This is a genomic window from Lactobacillus sp. ESL0679 (assembly GCF_029433515.1).
Lineage (GTDB): Bacteria > Bacillota > Bacilli > Lactobacillales > Lactobacillaceae > Lactobacillus.
In genome coordinates this window covers 326,834-352,946 of sequence record NZ_JAQTIG010000001.1, presented here as the reverse complement: position 1 = coordinate 352,946, position 26,113 = coordinate 326,834, and the positions used below count along the sequence as shown (strand labels likewise).

The following is a 26,113-nucleotide window of genomic DNA, read 5'->3' as shown; positions in this document are numbered from 1 at the left end:
AACGAGGTATTAAATTATGACAGAAGAACAATACGATGTTGTCATTGTTGGTGCTGGTCTTGCTGGTTTTGCTGCCGCAACTGAAGCTGTTGATAACAACTTGAAGACCTTATTAGTAGAAAAAGGCAAGACAACTGGTGGTACTGGTAACTATGTTGAAGGTGTGTTTGCTGCTGATTCCGAATTGCAGAAGAAAGACAACGCTGTAATTGACAAGAAGGAATTGCTTGAAGAAGAATTGAATTATTCTCACTATAAAGGTGACGGCAGAATGTGGGAACGCTACATTGATAATGCTGGTAAGAATGTTTCTTGGCTGCAAGATCACGGCGTTAAGTTCTGGATGGTTGTCAACATGGGTACTAGTGTTAGAACTTGGCACTTGTTTGAAGGTAAAGGCTATGACGCTATTCATAATGGTTTGGAACCATACGCTAAGGGCAAGGGTCTAGCTATTGAGACACTGACTAAAGTTACGGACGTTGAGCCAAACGCCGATCATACTTATTCCGTAACTTTGACAACAGTTGAAGATGATGCAACTAAGGTTGTTAATGCCAAGAACGTTGTCTTAGCTGCCGGTGGTTACCTGAATGATAAGAAATTATTTGGCAGTACCCCTCACCAAAATCCAGATAACGTAATCCCTGTTAACTCAGGCAAGAGTACAGGTGATGGCCTGCGTCTTGCTTGGAACTTGGGAGCTCAAAAGTACTTTACTGGAATGTCAATGATGTTTGGTGGTCAATTTAAGGATGACACTATTCCAGCATTTAAGCTGTGGGGAACAGCAATGTGGAGTTCAGTTTGTGACCAACCACAAATGTGGGTTAACGAACTTGGTGAACGTTTTGTTGATGAGGCTGCTTGTGTTGTTAACTGGGCTAATGAAGGTAATGCCATGAACCGGCAAAGACGTGTCTTCTGTATCTTTAGCCAAAAGATTCTGGATGACTTTACCGACAAGTCATATCCACGTTCAATGAAGCCAATGGTACCAGAAGATCGTTACCCAACTTTGCGTGATGATATTGAAAAGGCTGAAAAAGATGGTTGCAAGTTCTTGCACAAGGCTGCTACAATTGAAGAATTAGCTAAAGAAATTGATACACCAAACTTGCCAGCTTACGTTAAGCACTACAATGAGATGGCCGCTAAGGGCGAAGATACTGACTTCCATAAGCCAGCTAAGTACATGTTGCCTGTTGATGGTGATGGCCCATTTTACTCAATTGAATTAGGCGTTGGTGCATACACCACTGGTGATGGCTTACGTGTTAATGTCAATAACGAAGTATTGGATACTAAGGGGCGTCCAATTGAAGGTTTGTACGCAATTGGTAGCGATGGTTCAGCCGTTCTTTACGGTGACACTTACGGCGTTAACGTACCTGGTACGCATGCTGGATACTGCATCTTCTCTGGTAGAAATGCAATTAAGGCAATTGCTAAAAAGAATTAAAATATAAATAATTGGGAACAAAATAGAGTAGCTAAAAGCTACTCTATTTTTATACTTATAATTAATGATTTACGATTAACGCGTATAACCAATCATAAACTTGATGTGAGAATGCTGGCGCTAATAGTAGGACCAGACCACCTAATAAAGCTATACTGCCGACTGATAAAGTTAAATATTTTAAGGTATGGTTGGCAGTACCAGATAGTGCGATGTAGATTAAAGCACCACCGATAATTAAGCCACCCATCATAAGAATAAAGCCCATTATAGCCCTCTTTTATTATTTATATATTGTCAGTTTAATCGCAATATCTTAAGAAAGCTATACAAAATAATTAAGTTAAACTAAATTTCTTGAAAAGCGCGAGCAATTTCACGTGTCTGCTCTGGTCCAGTCGTGCAGCAGCCACCAATTAAATGGGCTCCTGCCTGGTACCATTCTTTGGTGCTTTGATAGAAGTCAATTGTTCGTTTGATTTTTAGCCAAGTTTTAGAAAATGAGTCATAGGAGTAGCCCTGATTAGGATAGACGACAATTTCTTGATTAGTGAATTGGCAAATTGTCTTGATTGCTGGTGTGACTAAAGCTGGCTTAACGCAATTGACACCGATCGCAAAAACTTGTGGATAGTTATTAACAGTTTCAACAACCTTTTTTAAACTAGTGCCGTCGCTAATGCGCACGGTATCGTGTAGGGTAAAGCTAACATAAACGGGAATTTGAGGTTCATTTTTGGCTAGCCAGGTTAAAAGTGCTGTAACTTCTGCCAATTTGGGTTGAGTTTCGATTGCAAGACAGTCAGGCTGCTGCGAGATGATTGTTTTTAAACGAGGTAAATGAAAGTTAAGATATTCGTCAGCTGTGAGGTTGTAATCACCGCAGAACTCATTACCGTTTGATAAATAGGCACCGTAAGAACCAATAGAAGCAGCGACAAAGTTGTGCTTACCAGTCTTTTGTTCATAATCATCACGTGCCTTTTTAGCGATTTTAACTGCATCAGCGATCATTTTTTGGGCTTCTTGCTCAGTATAACCTGCGTTAATGAAGGCAGGAATGTTTGCTTGATAGGTATCGGTAATAATCAGTTGGGCACCTGCTTGGAGGTAGTCCCAGTGTGCTTGATACACGGCCTGCAGGTTGTCCTTCAATGCGGCGGCTGTCCATAATTTGTTGTTTGTAGGTACACCCTGCTTTTCAAGTTCATCGGACATTGCGCCGTCTAAAATTAATCCTTTGTTGTGAATAGTTGTTAATAAGTCCATTTAATTACCTCAAATTTGGTTGTATCATTAACGATAAACCAATCTTATTTTAATTATAATCTAATTATGTTAGCGCGCAAAGAGATTTTGGGATCTAAAAAATTATATTTATGAATATATATGTTTGTTTTTATTATTGAGCATATTGATTGTCGTGATAAAAATGTAGTATACTACATAACAGAAAGGAAGCTAAGTATGTCTGATAAACTTTTAAATCGCTTAGGACCTAAGATAAAAATCGCTAACACGCTAATTGAGAAGGAACTAAACAATCATTTTGCCAGTCTATTTCAAAATTATTCCTTAACCGGAGCGCAAATTTCGCTTTTGGTCTATTTATATGATTCTAAGGGCAGAACAATTACGCAAAAAGAAATCGCTGATACTTTTGTACTTAGCCACCCGACAATTCGCGGAATTGTAAAGCGATTAGCAGATAATGATTTTATTCAAACGGCACATTTGCAGAGTGATCAACGACAAATTGTGCTGACCTTGTCGGCTGCTGGATTTAAATTAATTGATGAAAACATTACTGAAATTCATGCAATTATGGATAAAATCAATGGCCAAATTATCGCTGGTCTCGACGCTCAAGATGTTAAACAATTAGAAACATTTTTAAATCAGATTATTGCTAACTTCTAATTTCTTATTATTGCTAAAAATGTAGCTTACTACATAAAAGGAGAAAATATGACGCAAGAAATAAAACAAATTTCTACAAAAAAGCGAAATTTAATGATGGCGGTTCTGCTATTTGGTGCCTTTGTGGCACTGTTAGCAGAGACCTTTTTGAATAATGCGTTGCCGACAATTATGCGCGCGTTTGGCGTTAGTCAATCGACGGCGCAATGGCTGACGACAGCGTACTTATTGGTGGTTGGGCTAATGATTCCAATGTCAGCTTGGATTTTTGAGTCATTCAATATGAAGCAAAATTATCTAACAATGATGGGAATTTTCTTCATCGGGTCTATAATTTGTGTTTTTGCACCTAATTTTTATGTTCTGTTAACTGGGCGGATTATCGAGGCAATTGCAGCCGGTGGATTAATGCCGTTTATTCAGAACGTAATTTTGATGATGTTCCCACCCGAAAAGCGAGGCATGGCAATGGGGATCACCGGCTTAGTCATTGGCTTTGGTCCAGCTGTTGGGCCAACAATTTCTGGATTAATTTTAAAATATTCTGGCTGGCAGATGCTCTTTATCATTTTGAGTGTAACCAGCGGGATAGTGGCTGTTTGTGCGATTTTTGCGGTGCAAAATATTACTACACCACACATGAGCACCACAGATGTGGTTTCATTTTTAGAATCGATTTTTGGGTTTGGCTTAATCCTGTATGCTTTGTCAGAAATCGGTAATACTGGTAAAATCACGCTGATGCTTGGCCTAGTCTTAATTGTGGGCATCATAATCATCTATCTCTTTTGCCTGCGGCAATTACACATGAAAGAGCCTTTGCTTGATATTCGAGTGTTTAAAAATCTTAAATTTGATTTATGTACTCTATTAAGTACAATTAGTAACTTAGCGATGGTCGGAATTGAATTGGTGCTGCCGCTATATTTGCAAACAACGCGCGGCGAATCCGCTCTGACTTCTGGATTGGTAATGATGCCGGGAGCATTGTTAATGATTATTTGCAATCCGGTTTCGGGAACTTTGTACGACAAATTAGGGATCAAAAAGTTATCATTATTTGGCTTTGCAATGCTAGTAATTGGAACCTTGCCAATGTTAACGTTCAGTGCGCAAACTAGTTTGGTAGTAATCGGTCTGTGCTATGCGCTGCGAATGGTCGGGATTTCCTTTACAATGATGACAACATTTACTGCCGGAATTAATCAGGTACAAGCAAACATGACTGCTCATGCTAATGCAGGCTCATCAACAATCCGGCAAATTGGCGGGTCGCTGGGAACAGCTCTAGCAATGCTCGTTGTAACCTTGGGGTCTGCTAACGCCGGTGTGAACAACGTTGCGGGTTTGGCAACAGGTTATCATTGGGGCTTTATCCTAATGTTAGTCTTTGCGGTAATTGGTTTGATTGGCTCGTTTGGCTTGCCAACGGCTAAGGAAGAAAATAAATAAATATTAATTAAAAAGTTTTGTTAAGTTTTAACTTAATGAAGCTTTTTTTGATAGCAGTTTGCAGCAATTTAATTTGATTTTGTGCAATAATAATGTAATAAGATAAAGATTTGGGAGTATAACAATGTTTAACTTATTGATTTTGCTGATGGAACGGCTAGGCATTATTATGTTGCTAGCATTTTTGCTTGTTAACATGCGCTTTTTTAGAAATTTAATTGAAAAAAGAACGGTTAAGTCGCAAATTTGGCTGACGATTATTTTTGCACTTTTTGTTGTAATGGCTAATTTGACCGGTGTTGAAATTTCCAGTTCTAAGGAAGTAGTAACGCCGCTGATTATTACGGGTTTGCCGCAATCGGATTCGATAGCGAATACGCGAATTTTGGTGATTACTGCCGCTAGTTTGACTGGCGGCCCCTATGTCGGGATGCTGGTTGGTCTGGTCGGCGGCTTGCACCGGGTTATTTTTGGTGGCTTTTCCGATTATTTTTACATTGTTAGTTCAGTTCTAATCGGTTATCTTGTCGGTATCTGCGGTGACCGTGTTAAAGGCGATAACCTTTACCCATCAACGCCGTGGGTTGCTGTCTTGGCTTTTTTTGCGGAACTGATTCAGATGGCGTTCATCTTTACGTTCCACGGGTATGGCTTGATCAAGTTGATTTTTGTGCCAATGGTTCTACTGAATACAATTGGTGCGAGTTTATTTATCGAAATTCTGCGGACATATTTATCTAACGAGCGGCAGTTAAAGGCAGTTCAGACTAAGGATGTTTTGGAATTAACGAATAAAACCTTGCCGTATTTTCGCAACGGGTTAGATTTTGACTCAGCTGACCATGTGTGTCGAATTATTAAAAAGTATACTAACTTTGATGCGGTAGGTTTGACCGACCGCGTAAATGTTCTGTCGCATATTGGAGCTGGCGAGGACCATCATATAGCTGGCGAGCCTGTAATAACGGACTTATCCAAGAGTGCGATTTTAACAGGGAAAGAAAAGTTGGCATATACCAAAGAGGAGATTGGTTGTCCGGAACCATCCTGTCCGTTAACTTCCGCAATTGTTTTCCCCCTGCGTGTCAACGACCAAACAATCGGCGCACTTAAAGTTTACTTCTGTGAGGGTAGTAAGATGACCGTGGTTGAAGAAAATTTGGTTCGCGGTCTTGCCATGATTTTTTCAGGGCAATTAGCTATCGGAATCGCCGAGCAGCAGACAAGCTTGCTTAATGAAGCAGAAATTAGAGCCTTGCAGGTACAAATAAATCCGCACTTCTTCTTCAATGCGATTAATACAATTAGTGCATTAATGCGGGTTAATGTGGAGAAGGCACACCAAGCATTGATGCAGCTGAGTGTTTTCTTTAGGTCAAGCTTGCGCAATGGCCAGGAAAAAGAAGTAACGCTCAAGGAAGAACGACGCCATGTTGATTCGTACATGAGCATTGAAAAATTGCGTTTCCCTAATAAATTTACAATTGACTATCAAGTTGGCGTTCCCAATGATACATTGCTGCCGTCATTCTGCCTGCAAATTTTTGTCGAAAACGCGGTTCGTCACGCCTTCAAAGGCCGCAAGCAGGGCAATCGGATTATTATTCGCCTTAAGCAGCTGGATGATGAGCACATGGAGATTGACGTTATTGATAATGGTAACGGGATTGACCCAACCGTTCTTAAACACTTAGGCAAAGAACCAATTAGTGAGTCCAAAGGTAGCGGGACCGCATTGTATAATTTAAATATGCGCCTCAAAGGTTTGTATGGTACCAGCAGTCAGCTGCAGATTGAGACTAATGACAACGGTACGATTTTTAAGACGAATATTCCATTAAAAAATAAGGCGACAGTGAATTTGATTGGTAATAATTAAAAAAGAGGACACAAATAATGAAGATTTTATTGGTTGACGATGAGCCACTGGCGAGAACAGAGTTAGAATATTTGATTACGAAAAGCCCAAGCCTTGCTGGCGTAACAGTCAATATTTATCAAGCAGAAGATATTAAGCAGGCCCAAATGGAACTGCTTAAAAACAAAATTGACTTGATGTTTTTGGATATTTCACTTAATGAAGAAAATGGCTTTGAGTTAGCCAATGAATTGAAGCCAGCGGATTATTCACCGATTATTATCTTTTCAACCGCCTATGATGAGTATGCGGTTAAGGCGTTTGATGTTGGTGCCGTGGATTACGTTCTAAAACCATTTGAGCAGGAACGAATAGACCAAGCCCTGACTAAGGCGCGTAATGTCATCGAGTCGCGAGTACAAACGCAGATTCGTAAGGAACCACCTCATGTAGTTAATGAAATGCTCAGTATTGAACTAGATGATCGTAATATTGTCATTAAAAAGAACGATTTAATTACGGCGACAATCAATAGTGGTGTTCTAACAATTTCAACAGCTCAAGAACATTATAAAACTCACGAGACTCTGGCTTGGTTAAAGGAGCGGCTCAACCAAGCTAAGTTTATGCAGGTTCATCGCAATGCCATCATTAACGTTGAGGAAGTCAAAGAAGTACAGCCGTGGTTTAATAACACGCTTTTGTTAGTAATGAGTAATGGCGAGAAGGTGCAGGTTGGCCGCTCATACAGAAAAGATTTAAGCCATCGTTTAGGCATGTAAGCGCTACAACAAAAAACAACTTTTACTTTCGCTCACATGCAGTTCACCAGTCGATTTTTGCAGTTCGGCGTGATTTTGCTCACAAAATGCCTTTTACCTAGTATCTTTATCAGTGAAGATAAGGAAACGAGAAAGGATGAGTAAGATGAAAAATAAAGAACCCGAACATAAATCAGCGCCACTTTTATTTCAAATGTTGGTTTATGCAGCAATCTTGTTTGCATCACAATTAATTTCAGAAACAATGCCAAAGAACTTCCCGGTACCAACACCGGTTATCGGTTTAGTTCTGCTATATGTATTATTAACAACTCACGTTATTAAACTTGAGTGGGTTGACTCATTTGGCAGTGCACTAATTTCATTAATCAGCTTTATGTTTGTTCCATCAGGAATTTCCATTGCAGCTAACCTTGACATTATGAAGGCCCAGGGTGTGCAACTAGTCTTAGTAATTTTACTATCAACAATTATTCTATTAGTTGTAACTGCCTACACAACTAGAGCATTGCTTTGGTTAAAGAAGAAGTTGACCTCAGTTAAGTTGGGTTCAGTTTCTAATGATGTTAAGACTGGAGATGGAAAATAATGGCTTATATCAGTAATCCTTTATTCGGTGTCTTTTTATCACTGCTCGTCTTTTTAATTGGTAAGTGGTTATTTAAAAAGTCTCATGGACTATTTATTTTCCAACCTTTGTTTGTTGCAATGGTTTTGGGAATTGCGATTTTAGTAGTTTTGGGCAAGTTCTTTGATGTTTCAACAGCTCAAGTTTATGCTAAGGCTTACAAGCCAGGTGGCGATATCATCTTTTGGTTTATCACACCGGCCACAATTGCCTTTGCGGTACCTTTGTATAAACGTAACGATGTTGTGAAGAAGAATTGGGTTATCATCTTGTTGAGCCTAATCATTGGTACCTTTATCTCATTAATCTTGATTACTTTAGTTTCTAAGGCAGTTGGACTTGATGAAGTAGGGATTAGATCAATGCTTAGTCAATCAGCAACAACAGCAATTGCAATGCCATTAACGACATCAATTGGTGGTAATGCTTCAATTACTGCAATGGCCTGCATCTTGAATGCGGTTGTGATCTATGCTTTAGGTAAGCAAATGGTTAAGTGGTTCAGACTTGATAGTGACCCAATGGGTACAGGTTTAGGTCTAGGTGCTGCTGGTCATACAATCGGTTCAGCTTTCGGGCTAGAACTTGGCTCTGTCCAAGGCGCAATGGCTGCAGTTGCAGTGGTTGCTACTGGCTTAGTAGATAATTTACTTGTTCCAGTTTTTGCTCATATGTTGGGCTTATAGTTGGGACAAGCAAATAGGTTGTAAAAATTTATTGGTTTTATTAATATTTAATAGCTAATGTTTACTTACACAGAAACGGACAAGATAGGAGTCTTGTCTGTTTTTATTTTGACTAAAAATAACAAACGCTCAACAATGTGAGCGTTTGTTTTATCTAAAAATTAATCGGCGTGGCGCCACTTAGCATCAGTTAAGATGCGGGCTGTCAATAGACCGATTGGCAGAGCGACCACAATCATTAAGGCGTTCATAATCCAATAAGCACCGACATTAATATTAGTGATACCAAAATTGAATACGGCGCGGTACATATAAAGCCCAGGCACCATAATCACGATTGCCGGTACAGTGATGGCAATCCTAGGGAAGCCCACCTTTTCACGAACAAAGCTGGCGAGCAGCCCTGCTAGTAAAGCACCGATAAAGGCGGCAAGTGCTGCCGGTAGATGATTATAGTCAACTAGACTGAGGCGTAAGGTGTTGGCAAGGGCCCCAATTAAAGCTGCCACAAATGCCATTTGCGGCTTGGCGTTGAACATTACGGAGAAACCGAAGACGCCGCCAAAGCTTGCTAAAATTCGGCAAAAAGTTAGAACGCTGGGTACGAGATTGAGCTTAGGCATGGCGCCGGGTGTCAGGTTGAGGGCGATGGCAATTCCCCAGCCAACCATAGTTGCCGTCATGATTACCAAGCAGGCATAAGCCAGTCGCTCTAATCCCGAACGCATATCGAGTTTCGACATGTCAAGACCAGAAGTAATGAAGGGAAAACCAGGAATAACGTAGAGCATCGCACCGATATAACCATATGCATGGTCGTGGTTCCAGCCCAATATCTTTTGCCCCAGCATAAAGCATAAAAAATAAACTGCACAAGAAATGGCAACTCCCACGGCGATTTTAGCCACAAGAGTGATTTTACGTTTGCCCATTTCACCGCGCACGTAATTGCCGATTAATGCGCCAAAGAAGGTACAGATCATTTCTGGTAGGCCGCCACCTAATAGAAAAATGAAACTACAGCAGGCAATTCCAGCACTTAAAGCTGAAATGATGACGGGATAATTAACCGTGTGCCGTTCAATTTCGTTTAAACTATGGTGGACTGCCCCAATGGATAAGTGGTCATGATCATTCTCAAATTTACGAATAAACTGCTCCATCTTGTTAAGCTTATTCATGTTAACTTCGGTTGTTGCTAAAGTCAGGGTCTGCGAATATGACTTATTATTAATGTCAAAGCAGGTGTATTCAATTGAAATCAGCCCAATATCAACCGAGCAAGTAATATCAAGTGCTCGCGCCACGGTGTTCATTGAGTCACGCACGCGCCAAGCTCCCGTTCCGCACTCCAGCAGCATAATGCCGATTCTGCCGACTAGCGACCCTTTTTCAACTAAGGTTGTGTCCTTAATTAGGGTGTCGTCAGGACTTTTAAAAAATTCTTTCCATTGAATTTTCATGTGGTGACTAGCAGAAATATGGTGTCGTCGTATCTGTGGTTCGTTTTCTTCCATTAATTAAACTTCCTTACTTCTTTATCAAAGACAACCTTTTAATTTTAGCACAAGATCAAGTCCATTTTTAGTACTAGCAAAATTGTGTTGTATAATTGAATTAATTGTAACGTGCTAGAGTTCTAAGGAGAATAAAATGACAGTTGAAGAAGAATTAATGCAGCGTCTGGATAATGACCAGGATGAAATGATTAAGATTCGGCGTCACTTGCATGCTCATCCCGAATTATCAAATCAGGAAAAGCAAACGCATGATTATATTAAGCAGTTCTATGGTGGGCTAGACTGCACGGTTAAAGACTGCGGCTCAGGTTATGGTATTACCGTGGATATTGATAGCGGCAAGCCCGGACCTAAGTTGGGGCTTCGGGCTGACTTTGATGGCTTGGCCGTTCAAGAAGACAATGATTTACCATTTAAATCGCAAAACGCTGGAGTAATGCATGCTTGTGGTCATGATGCCCACACTGCTTACTTGATGGTGTTAGCTAAAAGTTTGATCGCAGTGAAAGACAAATTGCGCGGTTCAGTTAGAATTATCCACCAGCCAGCCGAGGAAAAGGCGCCAAGTGGTGCCCAAGCAATGATTGCTGGCGGCGTCCTAGACAATGTTGATAATGTTATCGGCATTCACGTGATGTCAACCATGCCTGTTGGTTCAGTTGCCTATCATTTAGGTGAAAGTCAGACGGGACGGTCGAATTTTACGATTAAGTTCATTGGTAAGGGCGGTCATGGTTCAATGCCGCAATTGTCAAATGATGCCATTGTTGCGGGTTCTTATTTTGTAACTGCCTTGCAAACGATTGTGTCGCGGCGCATTGAGCCGGCCGATCATGCAAGTATTACCGTTGGCTCGTTTGACGGCGTTGGCACCAGTAACGCCATTAAGGAGTCAGTCACACTTAAGGGTGATATTCGCATTATGAAGGAAAGCACGCGTAAGGTTATTCATGAGCGTCTCAAGCAATTAATTGAAGGAACTGAGGCAATGTTTGGTGTCAAAGCTGAATATGAAATCACGAAGGATGTACCAGTTTTGTACAATGACCCAGATTTTACCAAGCAGGTAGTTGCCGGTTTGCAAAAAGAAGTACCTAATATTCCAGAGATTAACGAAGTAACAGATTTTGGCGCTCAAGATCCGTCTGAAGACTTTTCTTATTATGCTTTGCAAAAGCCATGTACCTTTTTATATGTTGGCTGTGATATTGCCGATGGTCAGACTCATCCGCACCATAGTCCTAACTTTATGTTAGATGAACGCTGTCTGTTGATTGCGGCTAAAGCTGCGGGTACGGCAACCGTCCAATATTTATTGGCTTAGCTTAAAAAGCACTAACTTCTTTAGTTAGCGCTTTTTTGATAGCTATTTATGCACATTTATGAATAAAAATGAATATTTTTGGCTAAAAATGATTGATTTTGACGATGGAACCGAATACAATAGTTGCAAGAGGTGGATAGAATGTTAACGCAAGAAAGGCAAAAAATTATTGAGAATTATGTTAATCAACACGAATTATGTCAGGTCAAGGACCTATCGACGATTACCAACACGTCAGAATCGACGATTCGCCGTGATTTAATTCAATTGGAGCAGCAGGGACTGCTGAAGCGAATTCATGGTGGCGCGCAATCCGTGAAGAATTTTGCCCATGACGTATCGCAACATATTCGCTTTAGTATGAATCATGAAGCCAAGATTAAGATTGCTCGTTATGCAGTTGAACATTTTGTTCATGAAAATGACTATATTTTTATTGATGCGGGAACAACTGCTTACGAAATGGTGCCTTTTTTGGCAGATGTACCTCACGTGACGGTTGTGACTAACGGCCTTGAAACGGCGCTAGGAGCATTAAATCACGAGATTGATACGATCCTGTTAGGTGGCCGCATCAAGGAGGATACTCACGCTGTTGTTGGTCAGTCTGCAATTACTCAGCTGCAAGGGATGAAATTTGCGGCTAGCTTTGTTGGAACTAACGGTTTGGATCAGGAAGGTAATTTGACTACGCCTGACCCAGAAGAAGCCGCGATGAAGAAATTAGAGATTATGCAGGCGCGGCATGCTTATGTGCTGACAGATGCTTCTAAAATCGGTGAACGCAACTTCGCGATTTTTGCTAATAGTCAAGATGTTAATGTAATTACGGCTGACCTGACAAAGGAGCAGCGGCAACTATTACCAACTAAAATTAATTTAAAGGAGGCAAAGTAATGATTTATACAGTTACAGTTAATCCGGCTTTGGATTATGTCATGCAACTGAAAGAAGTCACTCCCGGTGCTGTCAACCGAACACCAAGTGCGGTCTTTTTGGCTGGTGGGAAAGGAATTAATGTTTCCCAAATTCTTAACCAGTTAGGAATTGAAAACACGGCTTGGGGTTTTGCTGGTGGCTTTACCGGTAAAGAACTGGTGCACCAGTTAAATCGGCGCCGAATTGTTAATGATTTTGTGACAATTAAGCAAGTGACACGAGTGAATGTCAAGGTGCATGCCGGACAGGAAACGGAAATCAATGCGGCAGGCCCTGCGATTGCCCCAGCGGAAGTTGCGGCCTTTGGGGACAGGCTTAGTGATTTACAAGCAGGCGATCTTGTAGTTTTGAGTGGTTCACTAGCAGCGAATTTACCGGAAGACTTTTATCAAAAATTGTTGCCGCTAATTAAGAAAGCTGGTGCCGAATTTGTGATAGATACCACCGGTCAAGCCTTGCTCGATACATTAAGTTACAAGCCACTAGTGATTAAGCCCAATCATCACGAATTAGCGGACTTGTTCAACACGACTTTTAATAGTGAGCAAGAGATGCTTACTTGTGCACATCAGTTGTTAGACAAGGGTGCGCAAAATGTCATGGTGTCGATGGCGGCCAAGGGTGGCTACTTGATAACACCGGAACATGTGTATCATGCGCCAGCCGCGGTCGGCACTGCTGTTAATTCGGTTGGTGCTGGTGACTCGATGATTGCCGGCTTTGTCGGCACTTATGTTAAGAGCGGCAATCCAAAGGAGAGTTTCCGAGTGGGGATGGCTTGTGGTGCCGCGACTGCCTTTACTAAGGATATTGCGGTTAAAAGTCAGATTGATGCGGTTTTGCCGCAAATCGAAGTAGAGCAGATTTCATAAAAAAGGAGAGTTAGCTATGAAAATCAAAGATATTTTAGCTCCTGAATCCATGATTATGTCGCTGAAGGCGACGAATAAAGAAGATGCGATTAAGGAGATGGCCGATCTCGAAGTGCAAACAGGAATTGTTAATAATGAAGATGAATTCATTAAATCAATTTGGGCACGCGAAGACGAGTCGACAACGGGAATTGGTGACGGCATTGCAATGCCGCACGCTCGTAACAAGTCAATTAACAAAGCGCGGGTTTTGTTTGCTAAAAGTGAAAAGGGGATTGACTTCAATTCACTTGATGGTAAGCCAGTTTATCTATTCTTCATGATTACTGCACCTGATGGTGCTGATAATACGCACCTTGAGGCTTTAGCAAAATTGTCTGGGCTATTAATTAATCCGGATTTGGTCAGTGCACTTAAGTTAGCCCAATCACCTAAGGAAGTAATTACCCTGTTTGAACAAGCTGAGGCTAAGAGTGATGCCGAAAAGCGGGCTGAAACTCAGACAGCAAATACTGGCGAGAAGCCGCTGATTGTTGGGGTAACAGCCTGCATTAACGGGATTGCGCACACTTACATGGCCCAAGAAGCGCTGATTAAAGCCGGTAAAAAGCGCGGCGTCGATGTCAGAATTGAAACTAACGGTTCAGAAGGAGTTAAGGACCGACTGACTCCTGAAGAAATTAGCCGTGCCCAAGGTGTCGTGATTGCTTCCGATAAAAAGGTTGATATGCCGCGCTTTGATGGCAAGCCATTGATTAGTCGGCCGGTAGTTGACGGAATTAATAAACCTGATGAGTTAGTTGCAACCGTTCTGGATGGCAAGGCCAGTGTTTATCATTCAGATAGTAAAATTGCTGACGCCGGTGACAGTTCAAAGCAAGGCGTCTGGGGTTCAATTTATAAAAACCTGATGAATGGTGTTTCGCACATGTTGCCGTTTGTTATCGGCGGCGGGATTTTGATGGCGATTTCCTTTATTGTGGAAAACTATGCCGGCGGACCGAAATCACCAGCCTTCATTTTCCTTAATAACGCTGGGAATATGGCCTTTGCCTTTATGGTACCGATATTGTCAGGTTATATTGCCGAGTCCATCGGCGATTTGCCGGCATTGATGCCCGGTTTTGTTGGTGGGTTTATGGCGACCGTTTATAGTGGTTCTTACGGTGGCGCCTATGTTGCTAACGTGGTCACGAACGCCAAGTCACCGGCCGGATTCTTGGGCGGCTTAGCTTCAGGATTTATTGCTGGTTATCTGGTAGTTGGTCTGAAAAAATTATGTGCTAAGATGCCAAAATCGCTTGAGGGGATGAAGCCGATGCTGATTTACCCAATTTTAAGTCTGCTGTTCATTGCCTTAATTATGTATTACATTGTTAACCCAATTTTCAGCACAATTAACTTTGCGATTACCAACTTCTTAAACCAAATGGGAACGGGTAACTTAGTTGTCCTAACCACAATCTTGGCAGCGATGATGTCTATTGATATGGGTGGCCCTTTCAACAAGGCAGCTTATGTCTTTGCTTCCGGCGCCTTTGCCAATGACCCTCATTCAACCGTTGCCGCTGTAATGATGGCTGCCGTAATGGTCGGCGGGATGGTACCACCGTTTGCAACTGCCATTGGGACTGCATTCTTTAAGAATAAGTACACGGAAGATGAGCGTCGTGCTGGTGTTACTAACTGGATTTTAGGCTTTTCCTTCATTACCGAAGGGGCAATTCCATTTGCTGCAGCCGATGCTGGACACGTTATTCCGTCATGTATCATTGGCTCAGCTGTTGGTGGTGCCTTAGTTGGCCTTTGGCGGATTGGTGTCCCTGCACCCCACGGTGGTCTGTGGGTATCGCCGTTAGCCAACCACATTGTTTTGTACTTTGTTGCAACAATTATCGGTTCGATTGTAGCCGGAGTGATCTTAGGTTTGTGGAAAAAACCGGTGGATAAGTAAATTTTAACAGTAAAAAATAGAGCAGTATTCTTACTGCTCTATTTTTATGGTTGTTTAAGTTGGCACTGGTCGCACAAACCATGAATTTCCACTTGGTAATCATTAATTTGAAAACCGACAAGCTGGACATTAACCTTGCTAAAGTCGGGTAGCGGCAACTCAATTGTGCGGCCGCATTCTTGGCAGATGAAGTGACTGTGATTAGAAGTGATAAAGTCGCATTGGAATTTCACCCGTAAACCATTAGGAAACATTTTGGTTTCAACAATGCCAATTTCCTGCATTTCCTTAACGTTGCGGTAAATCGTGTCATGACTCATTTTTGAAAAATGCTGTCGTAAGTGCTTATCAAGTTGAGTTAAGGAAAGATAGTAGTCAGAGTATTGATAGAGATAACTGAGCAGCTCTTGGCGCTGCTTAGTTAACTTATAATGATTAGTTTTTAAAATATTTAACGCAATTGTTAATTTATCCATCTATCATACTCCTGTTTTATGCGCAAAATTTAGCATTACTAGTTTAACATCTTTATTTATAAAAAACTAATCTACTTTATAATAAATAGATGTTGTTACGATTTAAAGGTTAGCAATTCAACCGTAATAATTTGACTTAACAGTAATTAAAATTTATGGTTGTTGACAAAAAAATCAGATAGCGTTTAACTTAAATAGTATTAATTACGATTAAGAACGATAGGCATTGTTCTTGATTTTTGATTAAATGTCGGAGCAATAGTACCGCGGATTTTAGTGTATAATGTTTATTAATTATGATTAATACTTATATAGATTGAATAAAAATTAGCTAATAACAAGATTAAGCATCAGAAAAGAGATGGATATGAAAGAATTACGAAAATGGTTTACTGTGATAGGTTTATTAGGTGTCCTAATATTGACGCTTAGTGGCTGTGTGCAAAAGCCACACAAGAGTTCAAAGATAACAATTATCACAACGACAAATATTTATGCAGATATTGCTCAGAATATTGTGGGTAAATATGGTAAAGCTGATGCACTCATCAAAAAAGCGGCGATGGACCCGCACGATTTTGAGCCGACGACTAACGATGCCAAGGAATTATCAACCGCCGATATTGTTGTGGCTAATGGTTTGGGGTACGATAGTTGGATGGACAAGTTGGCTTCTGCAGTTGAAAAGAAGCCGGTTTGGGTCGGTGAAGACCTGATGGGCTTGAAAAAAGGTGCCAACCCGCATATTTGGTATAACTTAACGATGCCGGTTAAATACGCTAATTATCTAGTTAGAAGGCTAAGTAAGAAGGACCCCAAGCATGCGGCGTATTATCGCAATCGAGGTCAGCATTATTTAACTAAAGTAGCTAAAATTAAGAGAATAGCTGCTAAAATTAACGGCCAAAGTAGCAAACCGGTGTATGTTAGTGAACCCGTTTTTGATTATGCCTTGACAGCAGCTCATCTAAAGGTTGCCAATCAAGACTTTGAACAAGCAATCCAGAACAATACTGATCCGAGTCCAGCGACAGTTCAAAAAATGACAACGGGAATAAAAGAGCATAAGATTGCATTCTTTGTTGATAATGAACAAACTTCAAGTTCAACCGTTAATAATTTTGTTAAGCTAGCTCAGGAACAACAGATTCCAATTTTGAAAATCCGTGAAACGTTGCCTGATAGTATGACGTACTTAACTTGGGTGACGACAAATTATCAAAAGTTAGCCCGAATAGCTCACAAATAATTAGAGGAGAAATTAAAAAATGAAAAAATTAATTACAGCATTGGCATTAGCAACAACGATTGCCGTGCCAATTCAAGCAGCACCATTGGCAGTACAAGTTCATGCTAGTTCAATTAATGACTTAGCCAAGCAAGACAGTTATGGCGGCGTTACTTATGCAGATAATATGCTGGCTCAAGAAGGAATTAAGTATAATTCGTTTGCTGAAAACGCAATTCCATACCGTAATGGCAAGCCAGAAGGAATCGTTATTCATGAGACGGCAACGCCAAACGCAACGGCTCATGATGAAGCGATTTACTTTAACCGCGAATGGAAGAATATTTACGCTTATGTGCATGCCTTTGTTGATAAGACCGGTGTCATCCAGATGATGTCACCTGATAGTGGGACTTGGGGTGCTGGCCCACAAGCCAACGATCGGTTTATTCAAGTAGAATTATGTGAGGAAAATAACGCCGCTGACTTTGCTAAGGGCGTTAATAATGATGCGATTTATGCAGCAGCACTATTACATCATTATGGCTTGCAGCCAGATAATGCTGTGCATGATGGGCAAGGAACGATCTGGTCGCACCATGCAGTCAGCCAATATTTAGGCGGCACGGATCATACTGATCCCGACGGCTATTTCGCTAAATGGGGTTATACGATGGATGATTTTTATAACCTTGTGAAGTATTACTATGATAACCAAAATGGGACTACAGCTGATAACAACTCAACTACTAATACACCAGCTAACAAGCCAAGCGATAAACCAGCAACCAATAAGCCGGCTGCAACCTTACCGAAGCCTACTGGCACTAAAACCTTAATGCATGATGCCTTGGTTTATGATGAAAATGGCGACACTACTTCAGCAGCAACTAAAACGGCCGGTACTAAATTAACTTTGTATGGCTATAAGACGATTGCTGGTAGAAAGTATTTGCAAATCGGTTTAAATCAATTTGTCGTTGCTAGCAACGTTGACGGTAAATTGCGTAAAGTTAAGCATAATGCTTATTTATATAATGCTAACGGCTACCGAATTGGCAAGGGCAAGCTTTATCGGCGTACTTATATTAGAACTTACGGTGGTAGAGTGAAGATTGCAGGTCATAAGTACTACCAAATTGATGTTAACGAATTTGTCAAAGTTGGCAACTTTTAAGGTAAACCAGAAAGAAGTGCAAGTGTGACCGATATTTTAGAAGTAAATAATCTTAGTATGAAATTTGATAAGCAGGCGGTTTTTACTGACCTGAATTTCAAATTGAAAGAAGGATCGATGACAGCACTTTTGGGGCCGAATGGTGCTGGTAAAACGACGCTGATTAACGTCCTGATGAAGATGCTAACGCCAACAAGCGGGGCATTTGCGTTTACTCAAGGGGCTCGCTTGGGTTACGTGCCGCAATTTCGAAATATTGACGTAGAGTATCCATTGTCAATTGAGGCCTTCATTGCCTTGAATGCGCCGGTGATTAAAACAAAAAAAGTCAAGCAGGCGATTAAGACTCAGCTTGAAGAAACTAACTTGTACGCTATTAAAAATACACGGATGGGTGAAGCTTCTGGTGGTCAAAAGCAGCGGGCATATTTGGCACAGACTTTACTTGATAATCCCAATGTGATTATTCTGGATGAAGCAACAGCCAGTCTTGACCCAGTAGCTAAAGATGAACTAATGGGCCTAATTAAGCATTTGAATGAGAAGCACCGAATTACGGTTTTATTTGTAACCCATGATGTGCCACTAGCGCGCAAATATATGAAGGATTATCTGTATTTAAATAACGGTTCGATTGAGCAGGGCAAGATGTCCCAGTTTGAGGAGGCGTACGAATAATGTTTGCATTACCATTTATGCGCAACGCCTTTTTGGCCAGCACGTTTATTGCAATTACTTGTGGGACAGTTGGGGTCTATGTCGTGGCCCGCAACTTTAGCTTTTTGGCCCACACTTTGTCTGAAATCGGCTTTGCTGGTGCGGCTTTTGCCGTGTGGCTGGGAATTGGTCCCTTGTGGGGGATGCTCCTGTTTACCTTGCTAGGTTCGATTAGTGTTGGTGAATTATCGCTGCACAGCGAGCAGAAAGAATCATCAATTAGTGCGATTTCTGCCTTATTTATTGGTCTTGGTGTTTTGTTTTTAGCCATTTCTGGTGCCAATAGTAATTATGCAACCAATATTTTATTCGGCAGTATTATTGGCGTTGACAAGCAGGGTGTCATTCAGTTAGTTGGGCTATCAGTAATCGTGCTGCTGCTCATCTTTGCAATTCAAAAGCAATTGAACTTTGATTCGTTTGACCACATTGGTGCCTTGGCTCATGGGGTAAAAACCGGCCTGGTCAGCCTGATTTTTCTAATTGCTCTAGCAATGTCTGTTTCTGTTGGTGCGCAGATTGTTGGCTCATTGCTTGTGTTTATCCTATTGACTTTGCCGCCAGCAACGGCTAATTATCTTGGCAAAACCGTTGGTTCGATGATTGCTTGGTCAGTCTTTTTTGCCTTAATCGGTGTCTGGCTGGGACTATATTTAGGCTTTGCCACCAATTTACCTGTAACTTTTTTTATTGCAGTGATCGAAGTTTTTATTTATCTTGTTACTTACTTCACTCATCTAGTCAAGCATAATTTATAGGAAAATAACCAATTTGGGAAGTAATGTTAAGTTGCTTCCTTTTTACTTGTGAAAAAATAAGCACTCTTGTTGGCGTTAATTTAACATTCTTTAGAAATTTCACTAACTATTGTAAGCATTTCCATGTATAATAAGGATGTAGATAATTTATGTAGGAGAAAAGGAGTTATTAAAATGACAGCTTATTATAATGGGTTTCCACAAAGTGACCGTGATGAAGCAATTAGTATGATTAACCTTGATGAACTTGAGGAACGTGCTAAGAGTGTTATGCCAGAAGGTGCATACTACTACATCGCTTCTGGTTCAGAAAATGAATGGACATGGCGTAACAACACCACTGCCTTCAACCATTTCCAAATTGTCCCACGGGCATTGACGAATATGACTGATCCACAAACTGATACTAAGTTTATGGGCATGGATTTGAAGACACCAATCATGATTTCACCAATTGCATGTCACGGTATCGCTCATAAAGACGCTGAAGTTGCTACGCAAAAGGGTGCTGCAGCTGCTGGTGCTTTGTTCTCATCGAGTACTTATGCAAATAAGAGTGTTGAAGATATTGCTGCAGCTGCTCCAGATGCACCACGCTTCTTCCAACTTTACTTAAGTAAGGATTGGGAATTCAACAAGATGGTCTTTGATGCAGTTAAAAAGGCAGGCTACAAGGGTATCTTCTTGACTGTTGATGCTTTAGTATCTGGTTATCGTGAAGCAAACCTTAGAACTAAATTTGCTTACCCAGTTCCACTAGACTTCTTTACTCGTTACCAAGGTGGTAAGGGTGAAGGTCAAACTGTTGCTCAAATGTATGCTTCATCTGCACAAAAGATTGGTCCAGATGATGTTCGCCGGATTAAGGAAATGTCAGGTTTACCAGTAATTGTTAAGGGTGTAGTATGTGCTGAAGATGCATACCTTGCAATGGGTGCCGGTGCTGATGGTATTTATGTTACTAACCATGGTGGTCGTGAAGTTGATTCAGGTCCAGCTACTATTGACATGTTGCCAGAAATTGCTAAGGCAGTTAACCACCGTGTTCCAATTATCTTTGACTCAGGTGTTCGTCGTGGTTCTCATGTCTTCAAGGCTTTGGCATTGGGTGCTGATATTGTTGGTATTGGCCGTCCTTACCTTTACGCTTTGGCTCTTGGTGGTGCTAAGGGTGTTGAATCAGTTATCAAGCAATTAAATGACGAATTGATTATTGATATGCAATTAACTGGTTGCAAGACAATTGAAGACGTTAAGCATGCAAGATTAACTCACTTTAACTACACTGCAGATAACTTGAAGTCAAACACCGATCCTTCAAGAATTACCCCTTATCCTGTAACTAAAGAAAATCAAATGAAAGATGACGGTTCGGATGCCGTTTCTGGTGCTTCACAAGCTTAAAGATAATATCTTTTAAAAATAAAAACTGATGTGGAAGTTATTTCTTCATCAGTTTTTGTTTGCGGTCATTTGTTAAAATAGGCTAAATTTAACTTTTTAATTATTTTTTAACTTTTAAGCAAAAAATAATGGACAATCCAGATTTTTCTGCTATAATTTCTATTTAAATAGCTTAGGAGTAGTAATTCATTTTTTCTATTAAGCGAGTTTGCATAGAGTGGAAGGCAAACTAGAGGATGAATGAAGGCGTGTTTAAGCGATAATGCAGTCAATTAATAAGCGGATACTTTGTATCAACAAGAGTGGTACCGCGGGTAAAAACTCGTCTCTTCTTACAGGAATGTAAGAAGGGGCGAGTTTTTTATTTAGGAGGTTAAAAATGAATTTAATAAGTAAACGACGATGTGATTTGGGCAATTCGTTTTTTAATCGCGTTAATATCAAGAAGTGAGGAACATATGAAAAAGGCAATTAAATGGCTCAAGGCTGCCTTAGTGATGCTGGTAACACTGACAATGTTAGTCAATTGTGTTAGTGGCGTGCAGGCAGCACAAGCACCGCAAGCAACAGATAATTATTTAAAAAAGGTTAAGCAAAAGGGCGAGTTAATCATGGGGACGAGTCCCGATTTTCCGCCCTACGAATTTGTTAAGAATATTAACGGCAAGTCCAAGGTGCTTGGCATGGACATTGAGGTCGGCAAGAAAATTGCTCATGACATGGGAGTGAAGTTGGTCGTTAAGACAATGGACTTTGACTCGTTATTGGTTGCTCTAGAAACTGGCAAAATCGATATGGTAATCGCTGGGATGTCGGCTTCACCTAAGAGAGCAAAGAGTGTTGCCTTCAGTCAAGTCTACTATGCTAGTGGTCAGGACTTGATTATCAGAAAGGCCGATGCCAAGAAGTATCACGATTATCATTCTTTTGCCGGCAAGACAATTGCGGCACAAACGGGTAGTTTGCAGAGTGATTTAATTAAAAAGCAAGCGCCAAAAGCAACACTAAAAACAATGGACAAGGATAGCGATCTAATCTTAGCGCTGCAGACACACAAGTTTGATGCAGTTGCAGTCGACTCAGCTTCGGCCGATGCTTACGTTAAAAATACAACGGGTATTATCAATATTCCTTCGGGCTTTAAGGACAAGTCAGTTGGTTCAGCGATTGCCTTTCATAAAGGGGCACAGAGTTTAGTCAATGCGGCTAATAAATCAATCGATGAAATTAAAGCAAAGAATTTAATTAAAAAGCAGTATTTACCAGCGGCAGGTAAGTATCTGGCAACAGCTGGTAAATCCAAGAAGGCAGCTAAGGTTGATAATTCCATGTGGGCATACAAGGACTTCTTCGTTGCTGGTGTAGGCTACACATTATTCATTTCCGCAATTTCTGTTTTCTTTGGTTTCTTGTTAGGTGCCATTCTTGCCTTGATGCGGCTAGGTCGAAATAAAATTGCCCATTCGATTGCAACAGCTTATATTGAGTTTGTTCGGGGCACACCACTGATGGTGCAACTGCTCTTTATCTACTTTGGCTTGGGCCTAGTGGTCAACATTCCCGCATTATTATCCGGAATTATTGCAGTTTCTCTTAATTCGGCGTCCTATGTTGCGGAGGTCATTCGTTCAGGGATTAACTCAATTGCACCGGGCCAGACTGAAGCATCACGGTCCTTGGGAATGTCACGGACGGAGACAATGCGTTACGTTATCATGCCACAGGCAATGAAAAATATTTGGCCGGCTCTGGGGAACGAATTTGTTTCCTTAATTAAGGAAAGTTCGATTGTGTCGGTTATTGGGGTTAAAGATCTAATTTACCAATCAAGAATTGTGCAGGCTGATACTTATCGGGGCGTGATGCCATTAGTAATTACGATGATTTTGTACTTTATCATTACGTTTGGCTTGTCCAGCTTGATGAAGGTATTTGAAGGGAAGATGAAGCATGAATAACGAGGAACCATTAATTAAGGTCGAACATTTGAAAAAGACTTTTGGCAATAATGAAGTTTTAAAAGATATTAACGCCGAAGTTAAAGATGGTCAGGTTATCTGTTTAATTGGACCTTCAGGAGCTGGTAAGAGTACCTTTTTACGGTGCTTGAACTTGCTAGACCAGCCAACGTCTGGCAAAGTGATTTTTGAAAATAAAGAGCTGACTTCTTTGAGTGAAGACGAGCTGAACACTTTGCGGGAAAAGATGGGCATGGTGTTCCAACAATTTAACCTGTTCCCACACATGAGTGTCTTAGAAAATCTGAAATTGGCACCGATGAAAGTTAAGCACGTTGCAGAAGAGGTGGCTACGGCAAAGGGCAAGGAATTACTTGCACAAGTTGGCTTAGCTGATAAGGCTGATGCGTTCCCAGCCAGCCTTTCTGGTGGTCAACAACAGCGGGTGGCGATTGCTCGGGCACTGGCAATGGATCCAGAAGTGATGCTCTTTGATGAGCCAACTAGTGCGCTTGATCCAGAAATGGTCGGTGAGGTGTTGAAGGTTATGCAGGATTTAGCCCAAAAAGGGATGACGATGGTGGTTGTTACCCACGAAATGGGTTTTGCCAAGAATGTGGCCGATCAAGTTTGGTTTATGGCAGATGGTTATATTCAGGAAAAAGCAGCACCAAGCGAATTCTTTGCAAAGCCAAAGACGGCGCGAGCACAAGACTTTTTAGCCAAGGTTTTGGAAGCATAGAGGCAAATATCATGGAAGATAAAAAAGCACTCAAAATATTGTCCGATTTAATTGGAATCGAATCGGCTAACGATCATGAAACAGTGGTGGCTGATTACTTAGCCGACTTATTTAAGGATTATCCGGTAAAAATCACGCGGGTACAGTACGCCGAAGATCGTGATAATTTAGTGATTGACATGGGTCAGCAGGGGCCACTATTAGGTTTTTCTGGTCACGAAGATGTGGTTTCTGCTGGCAGCTTGGATAATTGGCACACACCACCATTTGCTGCAACGATTAAAGACGGTAATTTATATGGGCGCGGCGCTAGCGACATGAAGTCAGGACTTGCTGCAATGGTCGTGGCCATGCTTGACTTATTAGAAAGTGATCAGGAACTGCCAGGCCGTATTCGTTTGCTAGCATCAGTTGGTGAGGAAACTGGCGAATACGGTGCGGCACAACTAACTAAGGAAGGCTACGCCGATGACCTTGATGGCTTAATTATTGGTGAGTCGTCCAACTGTGATGTTGTGGTGACGCACAAGGGCGTAATTGATTATTATGTAACTTCCAAGGGCGTGACCGTTCATTCTTCAACGCCAGAAAAAGGTAAAAATGCAATCATGCCGCTGATTAAGTTTGCTGAACAAGCTCAGGCTAAGATGGACAGCCATGATCAAGTAGACCCAGTATTGGGGCCCTTAACTCATGTAATTAGTCAAATCCAAGGCGGCAGTCAAATTAATTCAGTTCCAGATAGTGCCTGGCTTTCAGGCAATATTAGAACAACGCCGCTTTACCCGAATGACCAAATTTATCAAGAGCTTGAGGAGATTGTGGCAGAGTTAAACCAGCAGGGTGCAGAACTCACAATTCGTTATAGTTTCCCAGAGGTGCCACTGCCTAACCAAAAGCACACTAAGCTTGCTAAGTTAGCGCAAGCTGTTATCAAGGAAAAGATGAATTATGGTGGTAATTTTGTCGCTGATACAGGAGCAACCGATGCTTCAGAATATATCCGAGCTAAGGGAAACTTTCCAATCATAATTATGGGCCCAGCACCGGGGAATGTTGCCCACGAGCCTAACGAATACACACCAGTAAGTAATTATTTAGATGGCTGCAAGCTTTACCAAGATTTAGCTTGGAAGTTTTGGCAGGAATACGCAAAATAGATAAAAAATCCAGTATGAAAAATACTGGATTTGTTTATTTCTCTTAATAATTTCACAAAAAAATCATAACCATAATAATGCTAAGATTAAGCATAATCATGTGATATAGGAGAATATAATGAGAAGTTCTTGGTCTGTATTTAAAGTGCTCTTTAAGCAAAAAAGTCGGTTGGCACATCGCACATTTGGTGTGCAATTATTTGCGACGGTAGTTTTTTCATTGATAATGTTTTTTACATCGGCAGCTGCCGAGCGGGTAAACTTGTATCCAGACTATTTGGAAACCGCCTTTGTCTTGCTTAGTTTGCTAGCAAATTTAATTTATCTAGGAATTACTTGCTGGCAGAATGAAAAGTTTAACCGAGAACAAACTTGGCGCTTGGTCCCAATGCGTGATAGCGAATTATATTTAGCTAACACAATTTCTTCTGGCGTTGCGTTTATTTACCTTGACCTTTTATTAGGAGTTGAGCTAGCAATTATATTGGGGGTGCTTTCTCCATTTGATAAATATACTAGGCGGCAGGTCCGGGATTTTGGTTATTGGCTATCACATTTAACATTATTAAATGTGGGGAAATTATTCTTGGCCATACTATTATTGTTGCTTGTTGGCCTAGCTGTTTATCTGACTGTCAGTCTTTTAAATTTCAGTAGTCATGCTGTGATTGACTTTTGGCCGGGGAAATCGCATAAAATTATCACTTGGCTGGTGCGGCTGTTGATGATTGTGATAATTAGTTGGTTGCTAGTGATTAGCTACAACATTTGGTGGGACGTATACGCCAATATCAATCATTTTTTATTTGGAAGTTCTTATCAAGATATGGAAGTAACAGTCCCCAGAATTAGCTTAATGGGTGATTTTTGGGTCTTCTTATTTTATGACATCATTGCACTAGCGGCCGATCTTTGGCTTTTTAACCATTATGTCGAAGCCAAAGCAAACAAATGATATGCTTACTATTACTTAAAACACCTTTGAGATAAGGTTTCAAAATTGAGTATCAGAGGTGTTTTTAATAAGTATATAAAATGTAGATTACTATCCGGCACGTAATGATAATTGTGAATATAGCCTCAATTTGACATTAAG

General features: G+C 40.9%; 24 protein-coding genes. 20 read left to right on the top strand and 4 right to left on the bottom strand.

The window, feature by feature from the left end; all coding sequences use genetic code 11:
• Positions 1–16: 16 nt before the first annotated feature.
• Positions 17–1,462 carry an FAD-binding protein gene (locus tag PT287_RS01800; RefSeq protein ID WP_277132104.1) on the top strand — a complete coding sequence of 482 codons (1,446 nt, stop codon included), beginning with the start codon at positions 17–19 and terminating at the stop codon, positions 1,460–1,462.
• 61 nt (positions 1,463–1,523) lie between these two features.
• On the opposite strand, the gene PT287_RS01795 is transcribed toward PT287_RS01800, so the two are convergent.
• The gene (locus PT287_RS01795; protein ID WP_277132102.1) at positions 1,524–1,730 is read right to left on the bottom strand and encodes a hypothetical protein; all 207 of its coding nucleotides are present in this window, start codon (positions 1,728–1,730) and stop codon (positions 1,524–1,526) included.
• Positions 1,731–1,810: 80 nt separating this feature from the next.
• On the bottom strand, positions 1,811–2,731 hold the full coding sequence (gene mmuM, locus PT287_RS01790) for a homocysteine S-methyltransferase (protein WP_277132100.1): 921 nt from the start codon (positions 2,729–2,731) through the stop codon (positions 1,811–1,813).
• 198 nt (positions 2,732–2,929) lie between these two features.
• Between mmuM and PT287_RS01785 the strand changes: the two genes are divergently transcribed.
• The 6 genes from PT287_RS01785 to PT287_RS01760 all read left to right on the top strand — a co-directional run bounded on the left by PT287_RS01785 (position 2,930) and on the right by PT287_RS01760 (position 8,788).
• Positions 2,930–3,382 (top strand): MarR family transcriptional regulator, encoded by a 453-nt coding sequence (locus PT287_RS01785; protein ID WP_277132098.1) that lies wholly within the window; start codon positions 2,930–2,932, stop codon positions 3,380–3,382.
• A 48-nt stretch (positions 3,383–3,430) separates the two neighbouring features.
• Positions 3,431–4,834 carry an MDR family MFS transporter gene (locus tag PT287_RS01780; RefSeq protein WP_277132096.1) on the top strand — a complete coding sequence of 468 codons (1,404 nt, stop codon included), beginning with the start codon at positions 3,431–3,433 and terminating at the stop codon, positions 4,832–4,834.
• 124 nt (positions 4,835–4,958) lie between these two features.
• The gene (locus PT287_RS01775; RefSeq protein WP_277132094.1) at positions 4,959–6,713 is read left to right on the top strand and encodes a sensor histidine kinase; all 1,755 of its coding nucleotides are present in this window, start codon (positions 4,959–4,961) and stop codon (positions 6,711–6,713) included.
• A gap of 17 nt (positions 6,714–6,730) precedes the next feature.
• Positions 6,731–7,474 (top strand): LytTR family transcriptional regulator DNA-binding domain-containing protein, encoded by a 744-nt coding sequence (locus tag PT287_RS01770; protein WP_277132092.1) that lies wholly within the window; start codon positions 6,731–6,733, stop codon positions 7,472–7,474.
• A gap of 145 nt (positions 7,475–7,619) precedes the next feature.
• Positions 7,620–8,063 carry a CidA/LrgA family protein gene (locus PT287_RS01765; RefSeq protein ID WP_277132091.1) on the top strand — a complete coding sequence of 148 codons (444 nt, stop codon included), beginning with the start codon at positions 7,620–7,622 and terminating at the stop codon, positions 8,061–8,063.
• Positions 8,063–8,788 (top strand): LrgB family protein, encoded by a 726-nt coding sequence (locus tag PT287_RS01760; protein WP_277132090.1) that lies wholly within the window; start codon positions 8,063–8,065, stop codon positions 8,786–8,788. Before PT287_RS01765 ends, PT287_RS01760 begins: the two co-directional genes overlap by 1 nt.
• A gap of 161 nt (positions 8,789–8,949) precedes the next feature.
• Here PT287_RS01760 and PT287_RS01755 read toward each other — a convergent pair whose 3' ends face one another.
• Positions 8,950–10,305 carry a threonine/serine exporter family protein gene (locus PT287_RS01755; RefSeq protein ID WP_277132088.1) on the bottom strand — a complete coding sequence of 452 codons (1,356 nt, stop codon included), beginning with the start codon at positions 10,303–10,305 and terminating at the stop codon, positions 8,950–8,952.
• A gap of 136 nt (positions 10,306–10,441) precedes the next feature.
• On the opposite strand from PT287_RS01755, the gene PT287_RS01750 reads away from it, so the two are divergent.
• From PT287_RS01750 to PT287_RS01735, 4 genes are all read left to right on the top strand, one after another.
• Positions 10,442–11,632 (top strand): amidohydrolase, encoded by a 1,191-nt coding sequence (locus PT287_RS01750; protein ID WP_277132086.1) that lies wholly within the window; start codon positions 10,442–10,444, stop codon positions 11,630–11,632.
• A gap of 141 nt (positions 11,633–11,773) precedes the next feature.
• The gene (locus PT287_RS01745; RefSeq protein WP_277132085.1) at positions 11,774–12,529 is read left to right on the top strand and encodes a DeoR/GlpR family DNA-binding transcription regulator; all 756 of its coding nucleotides are present in this window, start codon (positions 11,774–11,776) and stop codon (positions 12,527–12,529) included.
• Positions 12,529–13,443 carry a 1-phosphofructokinase gene (gene pfkB / locus PT287_RS01740; RefSeq protein ID WP_277132083.1) on the top strand — a complete coding sequence of 305 codons (915 nt, stop codon included), beginning with the start codon at positions 12,529–12,531 and terminating at the stop codon, positions 13,441–13,443. The genes PT287_RS01745 and pfkB overlap by 1 nt, the downstream gene beginning before the upstream one ends.
• Positions 13,444–13,459: 16 nt before the next feature.
• Positions 13,460–15,397 carry a fructose-specific PTS transporter subunit EIIC gene (locus PT287_RS01735; RefSeq protein ID WP_277132081.1) on the top strand — a complete coding sequence of 646 codons (1,938 nt, stop codon included), beginning with the start codon at positions 13,460–13,462 and terminating at the stop codon, positions 15,395–15,397.
• A gap of 44 nt (positions 15,398–15,441) precedes the next feature.
• Here PT287_RS01735 and PT287_RS01730 read toward each other — a convergent pair whose 3' ends face one another.
• Positions 15,442–15,873 carry a Fur family transcriptional regulator gene (locus tag PT287_RS01730; protein ID WP_277132079.1) on the bottom strand — a complete coding sequence of 144 codons (432 nt, stop codon included), beginning with the start codon at positions 15,871–15,873 and terminating at the stop codon, positions 15,442–15,444.
• A gap of 367 nt (positions 15,874–16,240) precedes the next feature.
• Here PT287_RS01730 and PT287_RS01725 point away from each other — a divergent pair, with 367 nt between their 5' ends.
• The 9 genes from PT287_RS01725 to PT287_RS01685 all read left to right on the top strand — a co-directional run bounded on the left by PT287_RS01725 (position 16,241) and on the right by PT287_RS01685 (position 25,972).
• The gene (locus PT287_RS01725) at positions 16,241–17,122 is read left to right on the top strand and encodes a zinc ABC transporter substrate-binding protein (protein ID WP_277132077.1); all 882 of its coding nucleotides are present in this window, start codon (positions 16,241–16,243) and stop codon (positions 17,120–17,122) included.
• Positions 17,123–17,141: 19 nt separating this feature from the next.
• A complete protein-coding gene (locus PT287_RS01720; protein ID WP_277132075.1) occupies positions 17,142–18,278 on the top strand; it encodes an SLAP domain-containing protein in 1,137 nt (378 codons plus the stop codon).
• Positions 18,279–18,335: 57 nt separating this feature from the next.
• Complete coding sequence (locus tag PT287_RS01715) at positions 18,336–18,956, top strand: ATP-binding cassette domain-containing protein (protein ID WP_277132458.1); 621 nt, start codon at positions 18,336–18,338, stop codon at positions 18,954–18,956.
• Entirely contained in the window at positions 18,956–19,753 is a 798-nt protein-coding gene (locus tag PT287_RS01710) for a metal ABC transporter permease (RefSeq protein ID WP_277132073.1), read from the top strand. The genes PT287_RS01715 and PT287_RS01710 overlap by 1 nt, the downstream gene beginning before the upstream one ends.
• A gap of 174 nt (positions 19,754–19,927) precedes the next feature.
• Entirely contained in the window at positions 19,928–21,157 is a 1,230-nt protein-coding gene (locus tag PT287_RS01705; protein ID WP_277132072.1) for a lactate oxidase, read from the top strand.
• A gap of 458 nt (positions 21,158–21,615) precedes the next feature.
• Entirely contained in the window at positions 21,616–23,115 is a 1,500-nt protein-coding gene (locus PT287_RS01700) for an ABC transporter substrate-binding protein/permease (RefSeq protein ID WP_277132071.1), read from the top strand.
• Positions 23,108–23,857 carry an amino acid ABC transporter ATP-binding protein gene (locus tag PT287_RS01695; RefSeq protein ID WP_277132070.1) on the top strand — a complete coding sequence of 250 codons (750 nt, stop codon included), beginning with the start codon at positions 23,108–23,110 and terminating at the stop codon, positions 23,855–23,857. Before PT287_RS01700 ends, PT287_RS01695 begins: the two co-directional genes overlap by 8 nt.
• 11 nt (positions 23,858–23,868) lie before the next feature.
• The gene (locus PT287_RS01690; RefSeq protein ID WP_277132069.1) at positions 23,869–25,017 is read left to right on the top strand and encodes an ArgE/DapE family deacylase; all 1,149 of its coding nucleotides are present in this window, start codon (positions 23,869–23,871) and stop codon (positions 25,015–25,017) included.
• A 118-nt stretch (positions 25,018–25,135) separates the two neighbouring features.
• Positions 25,136–25,972 (top strand): hypothetical protein, encoded by an 837-nt coding sequence (locus tag PT287_RS01685; RefSeq protein ID WP_277132068.1) that lies wholly within the window; start codon positions 25,136–25,138, stop codon positions 25,970–25,972.
• Positions 25,973–26,113: the final 141 nt, after the last annotated feature.

Bases quoted from the DNA above. Each gene is read 5' to 3' on its own strand.
- PT287_RS01800 (WP_277132104.1), top strand. From the start codon at position 17: ATGACAGAAGAACAATACGATGTTGTCATTGTTGGTGCTGGTCTTGCT.
- PT287_RS01795 (WP_277132102.1), bottom strand. From the start codon at position 1,730: ATGGGCTTTATTCTTATGATGGGTGGCTTAATTATCGGTGGTGCTTTA.
- mmuM (WP_277132100.1), bottom strand. From the start codon at position 2,731: ATGGACTTATTAACAACTATTCACAACAAAGGATTAATTTTAGACGGC.
- PT287_RS01785 (WP_277132098.1), top strand. From the start codon at position 2,930: ATGTCTGATAAACTTTTAAATCGCTTAGGACCTAAGATAAAAATCGCT.
- PT287_RS01780 (WP_277132096.1), top strand. From the start codon at position 3,431: ATGACGCAAGAAATAAAACAAATTTCTACAAAAAAGCGAAATTTAATG.
- PT287_RS01775 (WP_277132094.1), top strand. From the start codon at position 4,959: ATGTTTAACTTATTGATTTTGCTGATGGAACGGCTAGGCATTATTATG.
- PT287_RS01770 (WP_277132092.1), top strand. From the start codon at position 6,731: ATGAAGATTTTATTGGTTGACGATGAGCCACTGGCGAGAACAGAGTTA.
- PT287_RS01765 (WP_277132091.1), top strand. From the start codon at position 7,620: ATGAAAAATAAAGAACCCGAACATAAATCAGCGCCACTTTTATTTCAA.
- PT287_RS01760 (WP_277132090.1), top strand. From the start codon at position 8,063: ATGGCTTATATCAGTAATCCTTTATTCGGTGTCTTTTTATCACTGCTC.
- PT287_RS01755 (WP_277132088.1), bottom strand. From the start codon at position 10,305: ATGGAAGAAAACGAACCACAGATACGACGACACCATATTTCTGCTAGT.
- PT287_RS01750 (WP_277132086.1), top strand. From the start codon at position 10,442: ATGACAGTTGAAGAAGAATTAATGCAGCGTCTGGATAATGACCAGGAT.
- PT287_RS01745 (WP_277132085.1), top strand. From the start codon at position 11,774: ATGTTAACGCAAGAAAGGCAAAAAATTATTGAGAATTATGTTAATCAA.
- pfkB (WP_277132083.1), top strand. From the start codon at position 12,529: ATGATTTATACAGTTACAGTTAATCCGGCTTTGGATTATGTCATGCAA.
- PT287_RS01735 (WP_277132081.1), top strand. From the start codon at position 13,460: ATGAAAATCAAAGATATTTTAGCTCCTGAATCCATGATTATGTCGCTG.
- PT287_RS01730 (WP_277132079.1), bottom strand. From the start codon at position 15,873: ATGGATAAATTAACAATTGCGTTAAATATTTTAAAAACTAATCATTAT.
- PT287_RS01725 (WP_277132077.1), top strand. From the start codon at position 16,241: ATGAAAGAATTACGAAAATGGTTTACTGTGATAGGTTTATTAGGTGTC.
- PT287_RS01720 (WP_277132075.1), top strand. From the start codon at position 17,142: ATGAAAAAATTAATTACAGCATTGGCATTAGCAACAACGATTGCCGTG.
- PT287_RS01715 (WP_277132458.1), top strand. From the start codon at position 18,336: ATGAAATTTGATAAGCAGGCGGTTTTTACTGACCTGAATTTCAAATTG.
- PT287_RS01710 (WP_277132073.1), top strand. From the start codon at position 18,956: ATGTTTGCATTACCATTTATGCGCAACGCCTTTTTGGCCAGCACGTTT.
- PT287_RS01705 (WP_277132072.1), top strand. From the start codon at position 19,928: ATGACAGCTTATTATAATGGGTTTCCACAAAGTGACCGTGATGAAGCA.
- PT287_RS01700 (WP_277132071.1), top strand. From the start codon at position 21,616: ATGAAAAAGGCAATTAAATGGCTCAAGGCTGCCTTAGTGATGCTGGTA.
- PT287_RS01695 (WP_277132070.1), top strand. From the start codon at position 23,108: ATGAATAACGAGGAACCATTAATTAAGGTCGAACATTTGAAAAAGACT.
- PT287_RS01690 (WP_277132069.1), top strand. From the start codon at position 23,869: ATGGAAGATAAAAAAGCACTCAAAATATTGTCCGATTTAATTGGAATC.
- PT287_RS01685 (WP_277132068.1), top strand. From the start codon at position 25,136: ATGAGAAGTTCTTGGTCTGTATTTAAAGTGCTCTTTAAGCAAAAAAGT.